Raw genomic sequence first — 16,170 nt, 5'->3', positions numbered from 1 at the left:
TCAGGCGCGATAGGCGGCGAGGATGCTCCGTGCCTCGCCCGCCCGCGCCGACCAGGCCTCGATGGCGCCCGAGGCGGCGTTGCGCAGCGCCGCCTGAAGGGGCGCCGTCATCTCGTGGATGGCGACCTGGTTCTCCCGCATCGTGCGGCGGTTCGCTTCCAGCCGACCGACGATGGCCTGCCATTGCCGCGCCTCGGTCTCGGCCGAGGCGTCGCGCACCGCCTGCTTCCGGTCATCCGTCAGCGTGCCGAGCCAGGCCTGCGAAGCGAAGGCCAACGACAGCGGCCAGGCGTAGTTCAGCTCGGTGAAGTTCGGCAGCCAGCGCCACAGCCGCCGCCCCGCGCCGCCATCGCCCGAGGACAGCACGGCATCGAGGGTCCCGGCGGCGAGCCGCGCCTCGACCTCGGCGAAGGAGAGCACCTCGGCCTCCGCCCCCGCGGCGCGCAGCACCTCGGTGCCGGTCGCGTCATAGGTCCGCACGCGCAGCCCGCGCAGATCCTCCGGCGAGGTGACGGGGCGGCGCGACCACAGGCCCGAAGGCGGCCAGGGCGTGGTCCAGAGCAGTTCAGCCCCGCGCGGCGCCACCGCCGCTGCATAGGCTGGCCGCGCCAGGTCCTTCAGCCGCGCCGCATCGGCATGCGAGGCGGTGAGGAAGGGCAGGGAGGAGAGCAGGAAGACCGGATTCACCGCGCCAAGCGCGCCCGCGAAGGCATCGACCGCCGCGAAGCGCCCGGCCGCCAGGACGTCGAGCGCGGCAGCCGAGCGGTAGCCGTCCGGCCCGTCCGTCGCCGCGGCGATGGCCACGCCGCGGGCCGTCGCGGCCGTGGCGAAATGCAGCACGCCCTCGCCGGGGATGGAGGTCGCCGGATACTCCGTCGCGACCCGCGCCCCGGGCGACTGCGCCTGCGCGGCGGTGGCAAGGGCAGGGAGGGCGAGGAGAAGGCGGCGCGTCGGGATCATGCGGGGGGTCGCTCCGGCAGGGGCTGTGCGGGGACGCCGGCGACGGTCACGCCAGCGGGCACATCGGCAAGCACCGCCGCACCGGCACCGATGATGGACCCGGCGCCGATGGTCACGCCAGGGCGGATCACGGCACCGGCGCCGACCAGCGCGCCCGCGCCGATCCTCACGCCGCCGGCCAGCACCGCGCCGGGTGCGACATGGGCGCCGTCCTCGACGATGCAGTCATGCTCGACGATCGCGCCGGTGTTCACCAGCACCAGCCGCCCGAGCCGCGCCTCGGGCCCGATGACGGCGCGGGCGAAGATGGCGGTGCCCTCGCCGAGCGTGGCGCCATGGCCGATGACGCAGGCCGGGTGGCGCAGCACCGGCAGGGCGAAGCCGGCCGCGGCAAGCCGCGCGGCGGCGGCGATCCGGTGCGCGTTGTGCCCGATCGCCGGATGCGCCGCGCCGACCCCGGCCGCGCGCAGCGCCGCGAACTGCGCCTCGTCCCCCAGGACCGGGATGCCGAGGACCGAAGCGACCCGCGGGGCAGCGTCGACCACGCCCGCCGGCTGCCATTCCCCGCCCGCGAGCAGCAGGTCGAGGACCGCCTTGCCGTGCCCGCCGGCACCCAGCACCAAGATGCGGGGCCGCGTTTCCGCCTTCGTCGTGTCCATCTCCCGCGCAGCATGCCATGCGGGTGCCGCGCCGCCATCACCCTGCCGCGACGGCTCGGCTATGATGGGCGCGTCCCCGATCGGGAGAGTGACGACATGCGCATCCTCGCCGCCCTGGCCGTGCTGGCCGGGCTCCTCGCCGGAACGAGCCCGGCCGCGGCGCAGAACCGCTTCTGGCTGCAGAACAACACCGGCCAGGCGATCGTCGCGGCGAATGTCTCGCCGTCGCGGGTCCAGGATTGGGGGCCGAACATCCTGTCGCGCGGGCCGGTCGGGCCGGGGATGCAGGTCTGGGTCGAGCCGACCTTCGCGGATTGCTACCTCGACATCCGCGTCCGCTTCGCCGACGGGACCGAGGACGGGCATCTCGGCGTGCATGCCTGCACGCTGACGCGCATCGTCTTCGGGCCGGACGTCTCGGCGCCCACCCCCGCGCCGGCCCCGCCGCCGCCGCGCCAGGCCGAGGCGCCCAACCCGTCCTTCACCTTCGTCAACCGGACCGGGGAACCGATCCGCGAGATCTATGTCTCGTTGACCAGCGAGCGGAACTGGGGGCGGGATCGCCTCGGCGCCCGCCAGATCCTGCCGAGCGGCGCGGCGATGCCGATCACCCTGCCGCGCACCGGGGTCTGCACCGCGGACATGCGCATCGTCTTCATGGACGGGCGCATCATGGAACAGCGCAATGTCGAGACCTGCTCCATCCGCGAATACGTCTGGCGGTAGGCGGGGCAGGCGCCGGTGCCGCAGCCGGGAATGCGCCGGAAGGCACATTCCCGGGCACTCGGTCAGCCTTCGCGCTGCTTGCGCGCCGCCAGCGCCTTCGGCCGGGTCAGGCAGGCGTCGAGCCAGGCCTTCACCTTCGGGAAGCGCGTGTAGTCGTAGCCGTTGAGCCAGGAGCCGTAGAGCACCGAGGCGAGGTTGAGGTCCGCCACGGTGAAGGCGTCGCCCAGCAGGTAGGGACGGGTGGCGAGCTCGGCCTCGAGCACGGCGAGGCGGGCATCGAGCGCTTCCTTGCCGGCGGCGGCCTCGGCCGGGACGCGTTCGGCCTCGGGCTTCAGGTAGGCGTTGTAGGACCACCGCATGACGTGCGGCTCGGCCTCCGTCGCGGCCCAGAGGGTCCACTGGTCCACGCGGGAGGCATCGTCGCCCGATGGCATCAGCGGCGCGCCGGCCTTGCGCGCGATGTGCATGTTGATCGCGAGGCTTTCGAACAGCACGAGCGAGCCATCCTCGAGCGCCGGGATCTTGTTGTTCGGGTTGATGGCGAGCGGACGCTCGAGCTTGAAGCCGGGGGCGAAGCCGAGGGGGACGACCTCGTAGGGGAGGCCCGCTTCCTCGGCCGCCCAGATGCAGCGGAAGGCGCGGGAGCGGGGGATGCCGTGGATCTTGAGCATGGGTTTCCTCGTCTGACGCCGCGACTCAGGTCCATGATGCGGCCCCCTTCCGTATCGCTTCGGCGAGGATCTGCAAGGCTCCATGAAACCGCCGCAGCAGCAGCACCCAGACCACCAGCAGCAGCACGCCCCAGCCGACGCCGAAGGCCGCCCAGGCCAGCCCCGCCGCCGCGACCCATCCCAGCCCGAGCAGCACGCCCGCGCGCAGCACCCCGATGACAGGGTGCGTCGCCGCGGGTCCGGATCCCTCGCTCACATCCCGCCGATGTAGTTCGGCCCGCCGCCGCCTTCCGGCGTGCACCAGTCGATGTTCTGCGTCGGATCCTTGATGTCGCACGTCTTGCAGTGCACGCAGTTCTGCGCGTTGATCTGCAGGCGCGGCTGGCCTTCCTCGACGCCGACCGCTTCATAGACGCCGGCCGGGCAGTACCGGCTTTCGGGGCTGCCGAAGGTGTCGAAGTTCACGCCCTTCCAGCGCGACGGATCCTTCAGCTTCAGGTGCGCCGGCTGGTCTTCCTCATGGTTGGTGTTCGACAGGAACACCGAGGAGAGCCGGTCGAAGGACAGCACGCCATCGGGCTTCGGATACTCGATCTTCGGCGCCTCGGACGCCTTCCTCAGCACCGAATGGTCGTCGTGATGCGCGAGCGTCCAGGGCGACTTGCCGCGGAAGACATAGGTCTCGAGCGCGGCGTTGATCATGCCGCCCCAGAAGCCGAACTTCGCGAAGCCGGGGCGGATGTTGCGCACCGCCTCGAGCTCGCTCCAGACCCAGGAGGCGCGCAGCATCGCCGGATAGGCTTCCAGCACCGGCGGGCGCGGGTCGGCCTTCAGCGCCTCGGCGATCGCTTCGGCGGCGACCATGCCGGACTTCATCGAGGTGTGCGTGCCCTTGATCTTCGGCACGTTCAGGAAGCCCGCCGCGTCGCCGATGATCGCCCCGCCCGGGAAGACCAGCTTCGGGATGGACTGGAAGCCGCCCTCGTTCAGCGCGCGCGCGCCATAGGCGATGCGCTTGCCGCCCTTCAGCATCTCGGCGACCGCCGGGTGGTGCTTGAAGCGCTGGAATTCCTCGAAGGGCGACAGCCAGGGGTTGGTGTAGTCGAGGCCGACGACGAAGCCGATCGACACCAGGTTCTCGCCCAGCATGTAGAGCCAGGAGCCCCCATAGGTGTCCTTCGGCAGCGGCCAGCCGGTGCTGTGCCAGATCAGGCCCGGCGTGTGGTTCTCCTTCGGGATCTCCCACAGTTCCTTGATGCCGAGCCCGTAGGTCTGCGGCTGCACGCCCTCGCGCAGGCCATAGGTCTCGGACAGCTTCTTGGTGAGCGATCCCCGGCAGCCCTCGGCGAACAGCGTGTAGGTCGCGCGCAGCTCCATGCCCGGCTGGTAGTTCGGGCCTTCCTCGCCGTCCCTGGTGATGCCCATGACGCCGGCGACGACGCCCTTCACCTGTCCGTCCTCGATGATGGTCTCGGAGGCGGCGAAGCCCGGGTAGATCTCGACCCCCATCGCCTCGGCCTTGGCGCCGAGCCAGCGGCACACATTGCCCAGCGAGACGATGTAGTTGCCCTCGTTGTGCATCTGCGGCGGCGTCGGCAGCTTGTAGGCCTTGGTGGCCGTCAGCAGCATGAAGCGGTCGTCCTTCGCCGGCGTCGCCAGCGCCGGCGGATCGTCGCGCCAGTCCGGGATCAACTCGTCGAGCGCGCGGGGCTCGAGCACGGCGCCCGAGAGGGTGTGCGCCCCGATTTCGCTGCCCTTCTCGATCAGGCAGACGGCGGCATCGGGGTTGAGCTGCTTGAGCCGGATCGCCGCGGCGAGGCCGGCCGGGCCGCCCCCCACCACCAGCACGTCGAATTCCATGGATTCGCGGTCTTCGGCCATCCGCCTGCATTCCCCTTGCGTGTTGCGTTCCATGTAGCGGCAGGCTGGGTTGCGCGGAACCCCGCCAAGGCCCGATATGGCCGCGATGGAGCACGATCGGGCGGCGCTTCTCGCGGCCTTGGCGCTGCAACTGGACTGGGGGGCGGAGGAGGCGCTGGAAGACGCGCCGCCGGACCGTTCCCCGCCGCGCGCCGCCACCCCGCCGTCGGCCGCGCCGGCCGAACGCGCCGCGCCGCCGCCGCGGCCGATTGCGGCCGTTCCGGTCGCACCGGCGACCCCGGCCACGACCCGCGCCACGGAGGCCGCCGCCGCGGCCGGCAGCCTTGAAGCGCTGCGGGCGGCCATCGCCGCCTTCGACGGTTCGGCCCTGCGCGAGACGGCGACGAACCTGGTCTTCGCCGACGGCGCGCCGGACAGCCGCCTGATGCTCATCGGCGAGGCGCCCGGCGCCGAGGAGGACCGGCTCGGCCGCCCCTTCGTCGGCCCGTCGGGGCAATTGCTCGACCGGATGCTCGCCTCGATCGGGCTGAAGCGGGACGAGGGCGGCTTCTACATCACCAACATCCTGCCCTGGCGCCCGCCGGGGAACCGCACGCCGACGGATGCCGAGATCAACCTGTTCCTGCCCTTCGTGCTGCGCCACATCGCGCTGGCGCGGCCGCGACACGTGGTGATGCTGGGCGGCGTCTCGGCCAAGACGCTGCTGCGGGCAAAGGACGGCATCACCCGGCTGCGCGGCAAGTGGCACCGCATCGCCGTGGAAGGCCTGGGCGAGGTGCCGGCGCTGGCCACGCTGCACCCGGCCTATCTGCTGCGCACGCCGGCCGCCAAGCGCGACGCCTGGGCCGATCTGATCATGCTGCGGCGCACACTTGATGCGGCCTCGCAAGAAAGTTGACGAGACGCAGTCTGCAGGACGCCCCCCAAGTGACTGATCCGTGGTAGGCCGTCTCAGGGCGTGGCTTTCGTCTCGGCAATCGGAGTTGCGCGCGGCGATAAGCGGTCGTTACTGCCGAGTCGCCATGCGAGCGATCTGCCCCATGGTCCGGCGCGCCCCGCCTGCCTTCGTGGCCATGATCGGCGCGCCGCTGTGGTTCGGGGCCCCCCTCCCGGCCGCGGCGCAACGGGCCGACCAGACCGCATCAGGCGCCCCCCGCACCTCCGCGGGAGCCGCCTTGCCACGACCCCTCGCCGCGCCCGACGCGGCGCGGCTGGTGCGCATCTTCCAGCTGCAGGCCGCCGGCGATCTGGCGGCGGCGCGGCGCGAGCAGGAGGCGCTGCGCGACCATCGCCTCGATGGCCATATCCTCGCCGACCGCTGGCTGCGGCCGGGGGCCGAGACGCCGCGCGCCGATGATGCGCGCGCCTGGCTTGCCCGCCATGGCGACCTGCCCGACGCGCCCGCGATCCACGCCCTGCTGGTGAGCCTCTCGCCGCAGGGTGCGACGCTGCCGCCGGCGCCGGCCGAGGCGGCATCGCCCGAGGATGGCGACGCCGTCCCCGAGGAACGCGAGGGCGTCTCGCGTGGCTTCGCGCGCAACCCGGCGCTCGATCGCACCGTGCGCGAAAGGGCGGCGTCGGGCGACACGCGCGGGGCGCTGGACCTGATCCGCCGCACGCGCGGCATGACGCCGGCCTATGCGGCCGCGCTGCGGGCCGACATCGCCCTCGCTCTGTTCCGCCGCGGGGAGGATGTCGCGGCCTTCCGCATGGCGTCCGAGGTCGCGCGAGGCCGGCTGGACCGCACGGGCCGCGCGGCCTTCGCGGCGGGCCTCGCCGCCTGGGGGCTGGGCCGCTACGAAGTCGCGCTGCCCTATTTCGAGACCGCGGCGCGGGCCGAGGCCGGATCGGCCGCCGCGCGCGCCTCGGCCGCCTTCTGGACGGCGCGGGCGGCGATCCGCGCCCGCCGGCCGCAGAACTACGTCCCCTGGATGCTGCAGGCGGCGCAGGAACCGCGCACCTTCCATGGGCTGCTGGCCCGGCGCGCCCTGGGCCTCGCGCCGGGGTTCGCCTGGCAGGGCGACAGCGGGGGCGATGGCGCGGTGACGGCCTTGGCCGAAACCGCGGGCGGGTGGCGCGCGCTCGCGCTGCTGCAGATCGGCCAGCAGGACCGCGCGGAGGCCGAGCTGCGCGCGCTGTGGCCCGCCGCGCGCGGCAATGCGGCGCTGCTGGCGGCGATGCTGACGACGGCGCAGCGCGCGGGGCTGACTTCGCTCGGCGCGCAGCTCGCCGGGCTGGCGCAGGGGGCGGACGGGCGGCCGCGGGACCTCGCGCGCTTCCCCCTGCCGCGCCTTGAGCCTGCGCAGGGGTTCCGCGTCGATCCCTCGCTGCTCTACGCCATGGCCCGGCAGGAATCGAACTTCGATCCGGCGGCGGTCTCCCGCGCCGGCGCGCGCGGACTGCTGCAGGTCATGCCCTCCACCGCGGCCTATGTCGCCAACGACCCGTCCTTCCGGGGCGAGGGCGCGCAGCGCCTGCACGATCCGGCGCTCTCGCTCGAGATCGGGCAGCGCTACATGCTCTACCTCGCGAACCACGAGGCGGTGCAGGGCGACCTGATCCGGCTGCTTGCCGCCTACAATGCCGGCCCGGGCAACCTCGCGCGCTGGCTGCCCGCCGCGCGGCACCGCGTCGATCCCTTCCTGTTCATCGAGGCGATCCCGGTCGAGGAGACGCGGGTCTATGTCCAGCGCGTGCTCGCCTATTCCTGGATCTACGCTTCGCGGCTGAACCTGCCCACGCCGAGCCTCGAGGCGCTGGCCCGCGGTGCCTTCCCGCGCTTCGTGGGGGCGGAGGAACTGCTCGCCCAGGCTGGCCGGCGCGGCGCGACCCTGCACTGAGCCTCAGCGCGGCGTGGCGGGCACCGCGGCGGGCTCGGGGGCGGCTTCCTCGACGCCGAAACGGAAGCGTTCCTTTGGATGCGGGATGTAGAGCGAGCCGAAGATCCAGTCCCAAAGCGCGAAGACGGTCGCGTAGTTGCGGTCGTGGTGGCGTTCCTCGACCGAATGATGGACCTGGTGCATGTGCGGGCTGACCAGCACATGCGACAGCCAGCGCGGGAAGGGCAGGGCAACGTGGCTGTGGCGCAGATGCGCGAAGGCCAGGTTCCATACCAGCGAGAAGGCGTTCACCCCGAGCAGCGTCATCGGCGTCACGCTCGCCCCGAACATCGTCGTCATCAGCCCGAGGCCGAGGCCGTTCATGAAGGTTGATGCGGCGATATGGACGATCTGTTCGTGCGGCCAGAAGCGGAAGGCGGTGAAGGGTGTCAGGATCTCCGGCACGTGGTGCATCTTGTGCGCGCGCCACAGGAGCGGGAATCGATGGAAGATCCGGTGCGTCCAATACAGCGCGAAGTCGCCCATCGCGAAGGCGACCAGCGCCGCCAGCACCATCGCCGCCGGATGGTCGAAGCGCGCGCCGGGTTCCGGCACGCCGAAGACCGGCGCCATCAGCAGGTAGCCGAAGGTCGCCCCCAGCGCGCTGACCAGGAGCAGCACCGGCCCGGCCAGGAACGGGATCGCCGAATTCACCACCATCAGCCCGACATCGACGGGCAACTGCTTCCAGAAGCGCGTGCCGCCGCAGGACATCGCCTCGCGCCGCACCTCGCGCAGGCTCATCCCGGTCGCCCAGGCAGCGACGCCGAGGCCCAGCAGCGCGACGATGATGCTCGGCCACCAGAAGGGGGAGGCAGGGTCTGTCAGGATATGCGGGATCGAGGCGAGCCAGTTCCAGGTCGCCGTCAGCGGATCATACTCGGACCAGTTCATCGCGTCGGATCGATCGTCATGCCATGGCAGGAATCCCATACTCGGCCCGCGCCTGGGAAGGGTCTTCGCACCCCGGGGGCCACATGAGCGCGCCGGGACGCCGGGCGCTCGCGGCCGGGGCCGCGCTGGCCGCCGCGCTGCCCGCCCTCGTCCGGGCGGAGACGGCGGCGCCGGGCCTCGACATCGCCGAAATGACCTGGCCGGAGGTGCGCGACGCCGTCGCCGGCGGCAAGCGGACCGTGATCGTGCCGAGCGGCGGGCTCGAGCAGAACGGCGCGCACATGATCCTCGGCAAGCACGACCACATCGTGCGGCACGCGGCGCGCCGGATCGCCGGGGAACTGGGCGATGCGCTGACCATTCCCGTCCTGCCCTTCGCCCCTCAGGGCCGCTTCGATCCGCCCGAGGGACACCTACGCTTCCCCGGCACCATCGGCGTGACGGAGGACGCCTTCGCCGGGATGCTCGACGGCATCGCCCGCAGCCTGCGCGGCTCGGGCTTCCGGCTGATCTGCTTCATCGGCGACCATGGCGGCAGCCAGCGGCCGCAGGCCACGGTCGCGTCGCGGCTGACGGCCGAATGGCGTCGGCAGGGCGTGCGGGTCCTCGCGGTCGACCGCTACTACACGACGACCGCCGAGCAGGACGCCTGGCTGAAGCAGCAGGGCGAGACTGAGGCGACCATCGGCACCCATGCCGGGATCGAGGACACCTCCGAACTGATGTCGGTTCATCCGGCCGGCGTGCGCCTGTCCCGCCTGCCGGCGCGGGTGGAGGAGGTGCCCGCGACCGGTGCGACCGGGGATCCGTCCCGCGCCTCGGTCGCGCGCGGCGAGGCACTGCTCGCCATGCGCGTCGCCGCCGCCGTGGCCCAGATCCGCGCCGCGCGCGGGGGGTGAGCCGTTGCGGCGCGGCCCCCGGGCGCCCATGGTGAGGCACGATCCGCGGAGGATGCCATGCCGATCGACGAATCCCTTCCCTTCCTTCCCGTGAACATCGCCGTGCTCACGGTGAGCGACACGCGCGACCTGTCGACCGACCGTTCCGGCCAGACGCTGCAGGACCGCATCGAGGCCGGTGGCCACCACTGCGTCGCGCGGGAGATCGTGAAGGACGAGGCCGACCTGATCGAAGCCACGCTGCGCCGCTGGATCGCCGATCCCAAGGTCGACTGCGTCATCACCACCGGCGGCACCGGCATCACCGGCCGCGACGTGACGCCCGAGGCCTTCAAGCGCGTGCTCGAGAAGGAGATCGAGGGCTTCGGCGAGCTGTTTCGGATGCTGAGCTACGCGAAGATCGGCACCTCCACGATGCAGTCGCGGGCACTCGGCGGCGTCGCTGACGGGACCTACCTGTTCGCGCTGCCGGGCTCGACCGGCGCCTGCAAGGACGCCTGGGACGACATCCTGAAGTTCCAGCTCGACAGCCGGCACCGGCCCTGCAACCTCGTGGAGCTGATGCCGCGGCTGAAGGAACACCTGAAGGCGGCGTGAGGCTGGCCCGGGGCGGGCGGGGGAGGGCGCTGCCCTCCCCCGGACCCCCACCCGCCAGAGGCCGAAAGGCCTCTGGACACCAGGACTTGGTCGGGGAATTCGGGGAGGGGCATGGCGGGCCCGTCACGCCACGCACGCTGACGATGCCCCTCCCCGAATTCCCCGATGAATCTCGAGGTTTCCAAAGGCCCTTTGGCCTTTGGTGGGGTGAGGTCCGGAGAGGGGCAAAGCCCCTCTCCGCGCGCCGCTCAGAACAGCGCCAGTTGCGCCGTCTGTGGTGCCTTCCTCGCCGCATCCGGCACGCGGAACTGCGTGCAGTCGAGGTTGCCCACCCCGCCGCCGCGGCGTTCCAGGTTCAGCCGCCGCGCGGCGACCGCGAAGCGTTGCGCGAGCAGGTCGGCGTAGGCGCCGGTGCCCTTCTGGCGCACCCCGAAGCGGCTGTCATACAGGGCGCCGCCGCGTGTCTGGCGGATCAGCGAGAGCACGCGCGCCGCGCGGTCCGGCATGTGGCGGGCCAGCCAGTCCTCGAAGAGCTGCTTGATCTCGAGCGGCAGGCGCAGCAGCACATAGCCGGCATGGGTTGCGCCGGCGGCGGCGGCGCGTTCGAGGATGGTCTCGAGTTCCGCGTCGTTCACGCCCGGGATCATCGGCGCGGCGAGCACGGCGGCCGGCACGCCCGCGGCGGCGAGGTCGCGCACCGCGGCCAGGCGCCGCTCGGGGGAGGCGGCGCGGGGTTCCATGATGCGCGCGAGGCGCGGATCGAGCGTGGTGATCGACAGGCAGACCCGCGCCAGGTTGCGCTTCGCCATGGCGGCGAGGATGTCGAGGTCGCGCAGCACGCCCGCCGACTTGGTCACGATGGTGACGGGATGGTTGAAGCGATCGAGCACTTCCAGCACCGCGCGCGTCAGCTTCAGCGTGCGCTCGACGGGCTGGTAGGGGTCGGTGTTGGACCCGAGCGCGATCGGCCGCGGATCGTAGCCGGGCTTGCGGAGTTCCTTCTCGAGCAGCGCGGCGACCTCGGGCTTGAAGATCAGCCGCGTCTCGAAGTCGAGGCCGGGGGAGAGGCCCAGATAGGCGTGGGAGGGCCGGGCGTAGCAGTAGACGCAGCCATGCTCGCAGCCGCGATAGGGGTTCACGGCGCGGTCGAAGCCGATATCGGGGCTCTCGTTCCAGGCGAGCGCCGATTTCGACTTGTCGGGGGTCAGCGTGGTGGGCAGGGGAGGCAGGTCGGCGAAGGCGGCTTCGAGCGTGCCCCAGCCGTCGTCGAAGGCCTCGCGGGAGGATGTTTCGAAGCGGATGGCAGGGTTCAGGCCGGCGCCGCGGCCCTTGCGGGCGGCGGGGGGAAGGGCAAAGGCCTCACCCATGGGGGGGAGACGATGGGGCGTGCCGTCGGGCATGGCGCTGGTCCCTATGTTCCCATTTTGTTCCTGGACATCCTCGCCCGCTAGCGGGGTGCCGTCAAGAACAGATTGGGAACGAGTGGTTAATGCACGATTAACCGCCCGGGGCGTCGGATGAGAACGTCCGACGAACTCGTGGCCCTGGTCCCTGCGCTCAACGCGGCGGAACGCCTAGCGCGCACGCTCGATGCGCTGGCCGGGCAGGTCGCCGGCATCGTCGTCGCCGACGGCGGCAGCACGGACGGAACCGTGGAGGTCGCGCGTGCGGCCGGTGCGCGGGTCGTGACGGCCCCGCGCGGCCGCGGCACCCAGCTCGCGGCCGGCGCCGGGGCCATCGAGGCGCCCTGGATCCTCGTCATCCATGCCGACACCCGGCCCGGCCCCGGATGGCGCGCGGCCGCCGAGGCCTTCATTGCCGACCCGTCCAACGCCGACCGCGCGGGGTATTTCCGCTTCGCCCTGGACGACGCCGCGCCCCAGGCACGCCGGCTGGAACACGCCGTCGCCTGGCGCTGCCGCGTCCTCGGCCTGCCCTATGGCGACCAGGGGCTGCTGATCCGCCGGGACCTCCTGGAACGCCTGGGCGGCTTCCGCGCGATCCCGATCATGGAGGATGTCGACCTGGTCCGCCGGATCGGCCGGCGCCGCCTCGTCGCGCTCGATGCGGATTTCGTCACCTCCGCCGATCGCTGGCGGCGCGACGGCTGGTGGCGGCGCTCGGCGCGGAACCTCGCCTGCCTGGCGCTGTGGTTCGCCGGCGTGGCGCCCGACCGCATCGCCCGCCTCTATGCGCGGCGGCGTGGATGAGGTGTGCTGCGCTGCAATGCAACGGAAGACGGTGATTCTCTTCGCCCGCGCGCCGCGGCTCGGCGCGGTGAAACGGCGGCTCGCGAAAGGCATCGGGGACCGGGCGGCGCTGCGCTTCTACACCGCGACGCTGGCCGCGACGGCGCGGCCGATCGCGCGGGACCGGCGCTGGCGGACGCTGCTCGCCACCACGCCGCCCGGTGTGCGCTGCGACTGGTCGCGCTTCGTCCCCCGCGGCACGGAGCGCGTCGCCCAGCCGCGGGGCGATCTCGGCGCCCGGATGGACGGCGCGATGCGCCCTTATCGCCGGGCGGTGCTGGTCGGCAGCGACATACCGGGCCTCGGGCCCGCGGACATCGCCGCCGCCTTTCGCGCGCTCGGGCGGGCGGATGCCGTCTTCGGCCCGGCCGAGGATGGCGGCTACTGGCTGGTCGGCCTCGGCCCGCGCCGGCCCGCGCGGCCTTTCGCCGGGGCGCGGTGGTCGAGCCCGCATGCGCTCGCGGACACGCTCGTCAATTTCTCCGGCCGCCGCGTCGCGCTGCTGCACAGGCGACGCGACGTCGACACGGCGGAGGACCTCGCCGCGATCGGAGGCCCCCGATGAAGCCACCGCCACCCCGCCGCATCGCGGTGCAGATCTTCGGCACCGCGGGTGCGCTGCTGCTGGCCAACCACGCGCTGTCCTTCACGCAGCATCCCTGGCTGCTGCCCTCGCTCGGCGGGTCCTGCGTCATCCTGTTCGGCATGCCGCGCGGGATCATGGCGCAACCGCGGTCCTTCATCGGCGGGCATCTGCTCGCCACCATCACCGGCCTCGTCTTCCGCATGGGCCACGCGACAGTCGGTGGGCCGCTCGCGCTCTGGATCGCCTTCGCGGTCGGCACTGCGCTCGCGGTGATGTCGGTGACGCGCACCATCCATTCGCCGGCCGGCGCCAATCCGGTGGTGGTCTTCGCCGAGGGCGCGGACTGGAACTTCCTGCTTGCACCCTTGCTGCCGGGCTTGGCGACGCTGTTCCTGGTCGCCTGGGTCTCGAACAACGCGCCGTCGCCCTGGGGTGCGGGGCCCTGGCCGCGCTTCGGTCCGCGCGGGACGCTCAAGCCGGGCTGACCGCGCCGGTCGCCATCGCGACGGCCCAGTCCTCGCGCCCGTTCGCCGCGGCCTGGCGCGCCGCCGCGTGCCAGTCGTAGTCGAGCACCATCAGCTCCGCGCCCCAGGCGCCGCGCCGTCGCGTGAGGATGGCGTAGCGCGCATGGGGCGACCTGTGCTCGAGCGTCGGCGCCGCCGGGCTGTCCGCGAAGACCGGGCAGCCGACGCTTCCGGGGTTCAGCACCAGGCAGCCCTCCGGTCCCTGCACCACGGCCTGGCGATGGCTGTGCCCGCACAGCACCACCCCGCCCGGCCGCGCGGCGGCGCCGAGCCGGGCCGCGACGGTGGCGCGCGCCGCCGGGGCCAGCCGCCCTTCGATCGCATCCTCGAGCAGGTAGGTGCTGTCATCCGCCGGCGTGCCGTGCACGGCGAGGATGTCGGGCGAGACCTCGAGCGTCGGGGGCAGGGCGTGCAGCGCGGCGCGCTCGGCCTCGCTCAGCGCCGCGCGGGCTAAGCGGCCGGCGGGGGAGAGCTTCGCCTCCGGCATCTCGACGATCCAGCGGTCATGGTTGCCGCGCACCGTGGGCAGGTCGAGCTCGCCCAGCCGGTCGAAGGTCTCCTTCGGCCAGAGCGGGCTGGTGACGCAGTCGCCGAGGTTCACGATCGCGTCGACGCCGCGCCCCTCGATGTCCGCCAGCACCGCCTCGAGCGCCAGCAGGTTGCCGTGGATGTCGGAGATGACCGCGAGCCGCATGCGCTCGAGCCTAGGCCCGCGGCGCGCCGCGTGCGAGCCTGCCGCGCAGGAGGACCAATGCCATGACCACGCCGCTCCGCTTCGGCCTGCTGCTGTTCCCTCGGCTCACGCAGCTCGACATGACCGGGCCGTTCGAGGTGTTCTCCCGCGTGCCCGGCGGCCAGGTCCACCTAGTCTGGAAGACGAAGGAGCCGGTGCGCGCGGACACCGGCCTGACGATGCTGCCGGACACCGATTTCGCAACCTGCCCGCCGCTCGACATCCTCTGCGTTCCCGGCGGTCCCGGCGTGGCGGCGCTGATGGAGGACGAGGAGGTGCTCGCCTTCCTCCGCGCCCAGGCGAAGGGCGCGCGCTTCGTGACCTCGGTCTGCACGGGCGCGCTGGTGCTGGGCGCGGCGGGGCTGCTCAAGGGCGTGCGGGCGACGACGCATTGGGCGAGCCACGACTTCCTCGCCGCGCTCGGCGCCGAACCGGTCCATGCGCGCTGGGTGCGCGACGGGCGCGTGGTGACGGGCGGCGGCGTCACGGCGGGGATCGACTTCGCGCTCGCCCTCGTGGCGGATCTGCTCTCGCCCGAGGCCGCCCAGGCGATCCAGTTGCAGATCGAATACGCCCCGGCGCCGCCCTTCGAGGCCGGATCGCCCGAGACGGCGCCGGCCCAGGTCCTCGCCACGGCCAAGGCGCGCGGGGCGGGGATGCGCGCGGATCGGGAGGCGCTGGTCGCCCGGGTCGCGGCGCGGCTCGGATGATCATCGAGACGGCGCGGCTGCGGCTCCGTCCCTTCGTCGAGGCCGATATCCCGGCCTATGCGGCGATCCGCGCCGATCCCGAGGTGATGCGCCACATGCCCGGCGGCATGGCGCGAGCGACGGTCGCGGACGCCGATGCGGCGCGGCTCGTTCCCGACTTCGCCGCGGACTGGCCGCGCTTCGGCTACGGCCCCTGGGCGGTGGAGGATCGCGCGACGGGCGTGCTGCTCGGCCATGGCGGGCTGCGCGCCCTGCCGGACCATGGGAACGAGACCGAGATCCTCTACATGCTCGCCCGGGCGGCCTGGGGGCGCGGCCTCGCGAGCGAGATCGCCGCGGCGGCGCGGGATCTCGCCTTCGGCAGCCTGGGCCTCGCTTCCGTGGTCGGCTATGCGGCGCCGGCGAACTTCGCCTCGCGCCGGGTGCTCGAGAAGACGGGCCTCGCCTTCGTGGGCGAGGTCGTGATCTTCGGCATCGTCACGCGGCGCTACGTGCTCGACCGCGCCTGATTCACCACATCGTCTTCGCGGCGCGTGCGGGCCATTCGCGGTCGTAGGTGTCGCCGCCCGTCGCGCCGTCGCTCAGCGTGGCGAGGATCTGCCCCGGCGTCGGCAGGCTGCCCGGCGCGGCCTGGCGCGCGGCATCCCACAGGCCGGCGCGGATCACGGCGCGGGCGCATTGGAAGTAGATCTCCTCGATGCCGATCACGATGACCGAGCGCGGCGCCGCGCCGTCGACCGCGAAGGAGGCGAGCAGCGCCGGATCCACCGACAGATGCGCCCGCCCGTTCACCCGCAGCGTCGTCCCCGATCCCGGGATCAGGAACAGCAATCCGACGCGCGGGTCGCGGACGATGTTGCGCAGGCTGTCGACGCGGTTGTTGCCGCGCCGGTCGGGCAGCAGCAGCGTCCGCTCGTCCTCGATCCGCACCAGGCCATGCGCGTCCCCGCGCGGGGACGCGTCGAGCCCCTCTGGCCCCGCGGTCGCGAGCACCAGGAAGGGCGCGGCCTCGATCAATTGGCGGTAGTGCGGCGTGACGCGGTCCGTGACCTTGGCGGTCGAGGCAAGGTTCGCCGCGCCGTAGATGGCCTCCAGCGCGTCGATGCTGTCGATCCGCATGGTCCGGGCTCCCGTCCTGTCCTGCCGGATTACGCCGTGGGTCCGCCCGACGGTAGCCGGAGGAGTGCCCCGGCCATCCCCGT

Annotated in this window: 19 protein-coding genes; 10 read left to right on the top strand and 9 right to left on the bottom strand. The window is 72.8% G+C overall.

From position 1 onward, the window contains the following. Positions 1–960: a TRAP transporter substrate-binding protein DctP gene (gene dctP / locus GWK15_RS04235; protein ID WP_168039365.1), complete on the bottom strand. Its 960-nt coding sequence runs from the start codon at positions 958–960 to the stop codon at positions 1–3. Next, positions 957–1,619, bottom strand: coding sequence for a NeuD/PglB/VioB family sugar acetyltransferase (locus GWK15_RS04230; protein WP_168039363.1), 663 nt, complete (start codon positions 1,617–1,619; stop codon positions 957–959). The genes dctP and GWK15_RS04230 overlap by 4 nt, the downstream gene beginning before the upstream one ends. A 96-nt stretch (positions 1,620–1,715) precedes the next feature. On the opposite strand from GWK15_RS04230, the gene GWK15_RS04225 reads away from it, so the two are divergent. After that, positions 1,716–2,345: a Tat pathway signal protein gene (locus tag GWK15_RS04225; protein WP_168039361.1), complete on the top strand. Its 630-nt coding sequence runs from the start codon at positions 1,716–1,718 to the stop codon at positions 2,343–2,345. A 62-nt stretch (positions 2,346–2,407) separates the two neighbouring features. Here the strand turns inward: GWK15_RS04225 and GWK15_RS04220 are convergent, their stop codons facing one another. From GWK15_RS04220 to GWK15_RS04210, 3 genes are read right to left on the bottom strand one after another with little or no spacing between them, the layout of a single operon-like run. Beyond that, positions 2,408–3,016, bottom strand: a complete 609-nt coding sequence (locus GWK15_RS04220) for a glutathione S-transferase family protein (protein WP_168039359.1) — start codon at positions 3,014–3,016, stop codon at positions 2,408–2,410. A 25-nt stretch (positions 3,017–3,041) separates the two neighbouring features. Then, entirely contained in the window at positions 3,042–3,272 is a 231-nt protein-coding gene (locus GWK15_RS04215) for a hypothetical protein (RefSeq protein ID WP_168039357.1), read from the bottom strand. Beyond that, complete coding sequence (locus GWK15_RS04210) at positions 3,269–4,897, bottom strand: electron transfer flavoprotein-ubiquinone oxidoreductase (protein WP_168039355.1); 1,629 nt, start codon at positions 4,895–4,897, stop codon at positions 3,269–3,271. The genes GWK15_RS04215 and GWK15_RS04210 overlap by 4 nt, the downstream gene beginning before the upstream one ends. Before the next feature lie 85 nt (positions 4,898–4,982). Here GWK15_RS04210 and GWK15_RS04205 point away from each other — a divergent pair, with 85 nt between their 5' ends. Together GWK15_RS04205 and GWK15_RS04200 are read left to right on the top strand one after the other, a co-directional pair. After that, positions 4,983–5,795 (top strand): uracil-DNA glycosylase, encoded by an 813-nt coding sequence (locus GWK15_RS04205; RefSeq protein ID WP_209441985.1) that lies wholly within the window; start codon positions 4,983–4,985, stop codon positions 5,793–5,795. A gap of 277 nt (positions 5,796–6,072) precedes the next feature. Continuing rightward, positions 6,073–7,737 (top strand): lytic transglycosylase domain-containing protein, encoded by a 1,665-nt coding sequence (locus GWK15_RS04200; RefSeq protein WP_245211396.1) that lies wholly within the window; start codon positions 6,073–6,075, stop codon positions 7,735–7,737. A 3-nt stretch (positions 7,738–7,740) separates the two neighbouring features. Here GWK15_RS04200 and GWK15_RS04195 read toward each other — a convergent pair whose 3' ends face one another. Further along, positions 7,741–8,670 carry a sterol desaturase family protein gene (locus GWK15_RS04195; RefSeq protein WP_168039349.1) on the bottom strand — a complete coding sequence of 310 codons (930 nt, stop codon included), beginning with the start codon at positions 8,668–8,670 and terminating at the stop codon, positions 7,741–7,743. Positions 8,671–8,753: 83 nt separating this feature from the next. On the opposite strand from GWK15_RS04195, the gene GWK15_RS04190 reads away from it, so the two are divergent. Both GWK15_RS04190 and moaB read left to right on the top strand, forming a co-directional pair. After that, positions 8,754–9,569, top strand: a complete 816-nt coding sequence (locus GWK15_RS04190) for a creatininase family protein (RefSeq protein WP_168039347.1) — start codon at positions 8,754–8,756, stop codon at positions 9,567–9,569. A gap of 57 nt (positions 9,570–9,626) precedes the next feature. Then, the gene (gene moaB, locus GWK15_RS04185; RefSeq protein ID WP_168039345.1) at positions 9,627–10,166 is read left to right on the top strand and encodes a molybdenum cofactor biosynthesis protein B; all 540 of its coding nucleotides are present in this window, start codon (positions 9,627–9,629) and stop codon (positions 10,164–10,166) included. Between the two features lie 248 nt (positions 10,167–10,414). Here moaB and GWK15_RS04180 read toward each other — a convergent pair whose 3' ends face one another. Beyond that, entirely contained in the window at positions 10,415–11,533 is a 1,119-nt protein-coding gene (locus GWK15_RS04180) for a PA0069 family radical SAM protein (protein WP_245211395.1), read from the bottom strand. A gap of 150 nt (positions 11,534–11,683) precedes the next feature. Here GWK15_RS04180 and GWK15_RS04175 point away from each other — a divergent pair, with 150 nt between their 5' ends. Genes GWK15_RS04175 through GWK15_RS04165 form a run of 3 tightly spaced genes read left to right on the top strand, consistent with a single transcriptional unit; the run spans position 11,684 to position 13,486 of the window. Next, entirely contained in the window at positions 11,684–12,376 is a 693-nt protein-coding gene (locus GWK15_RS04175) for a TIGR04283 family arsenosugar biosynthesis glycosyltransferase (protein WP_168039341.1), read from the top strand. A gap of 31 nt (positions 12,377–12,407) precedes the next feature. Then, positions 12,408–12,980: a TIGR04282 family arsenosugar biosynthesis glycosyltransferase gene (locus GWK15_RS04170; protein ID WP_209441984.1), complete on the top strand. Its 573-nt coding sequence runs from the start codon at positions 12,408–12,410 to the stop codon at positions 12,978–12,980. Beyond that, complete coding sequence (locus GWK15_RS04165) at positions 12,977–13,486, top strand: HPP family protein (RefSeq protein WP_168039337.1); 510 nt, start codon at positions 12,977–12,979, stop codon at positions 13,484–13,486. Before GWK15_RS04170 ends, GWK15_RS04165 begins: the two co-directional genes overlap by 4 nt. On the opposite strand, the gene GWK15_RS04160 is transcribed toward GWK15_RS04165, so the two are convergent. Continuing rightward, complete coding sequence (locus GWK15_RS04160; RefSeq protein ID WP_168039335.1) at positions 13,473–14,219, bottom strand: metallophosphoesterase family protein; 747 nt, start codon at positions 14,217–14,219, stop codon at positions 13,473–13,475. The two genes, GWK15_RS04165 and GWK15_RS04160, sit on opposite strands and share 14 nt — an antisense overlap. Positions 14,220–14,281: 62 nt before the next feature. Between GWK15_RS04160 and GWK15_RS04155 the strand changes: the two genes are divergently transcribed. Then, the gene (locus tag GWK15_RS04155) at positions 14,282–14,968 is read left to right on the top strand and encodes a DJ-1/PfpI family protein (RefSeq protein WP_168039333.1); all 687 of its coding nucleotides are present in this window, start codon (positions 14,282–14,284) and stop codon (positions 14,966–14,968) included. Continuing rightward, positions 14,965–15,477, top strand: a complete 513-nt coding sequence (locus tag GWK15_RS04150) for a GNAT family N-acetyltransferase (protein ID WP_168039331.1) — start codon at positions 14,965–14,967, stop codon at positions 15,475–15,477. Before GWK15_RS04155 ends, GWK15_RS04150 begins: the two co-directional genes overlap by 4 nt. Before the next feature lies 1 nt (position 15,478). Here the strand turns inward: GWK15_RS04150 and GWK15_RS04145 are convergent, their stop codons facing one another. Beyond that, entirely contained in the window at positions 15,479–16,087 is a 609-nt protein-coding gene (locus GWK15_RS04145) for a pyridoxamine 5'-phosphate oxidase family protein (RefSeq protein ID WP_168039329.1), read from the bottom strand. Positions 16,088–16,170: the final 83 nt, after the last annotated feature.

Origin of the sequence: Neoroseomonas oryzicola (assembly GCF_012163135.1) — a bacterium.
Taxonomy (GTDB): domain Bacteria; phylum Pseudomonadota; class Alphaproteobacteria; order Acetobacterales; family Acetobacteraceae; genus Neoroseomonas; species Neoroseomonas oryzicola.
This window is presented reverse-complemented; position numbering and strand designations above follow the sequence as displayed.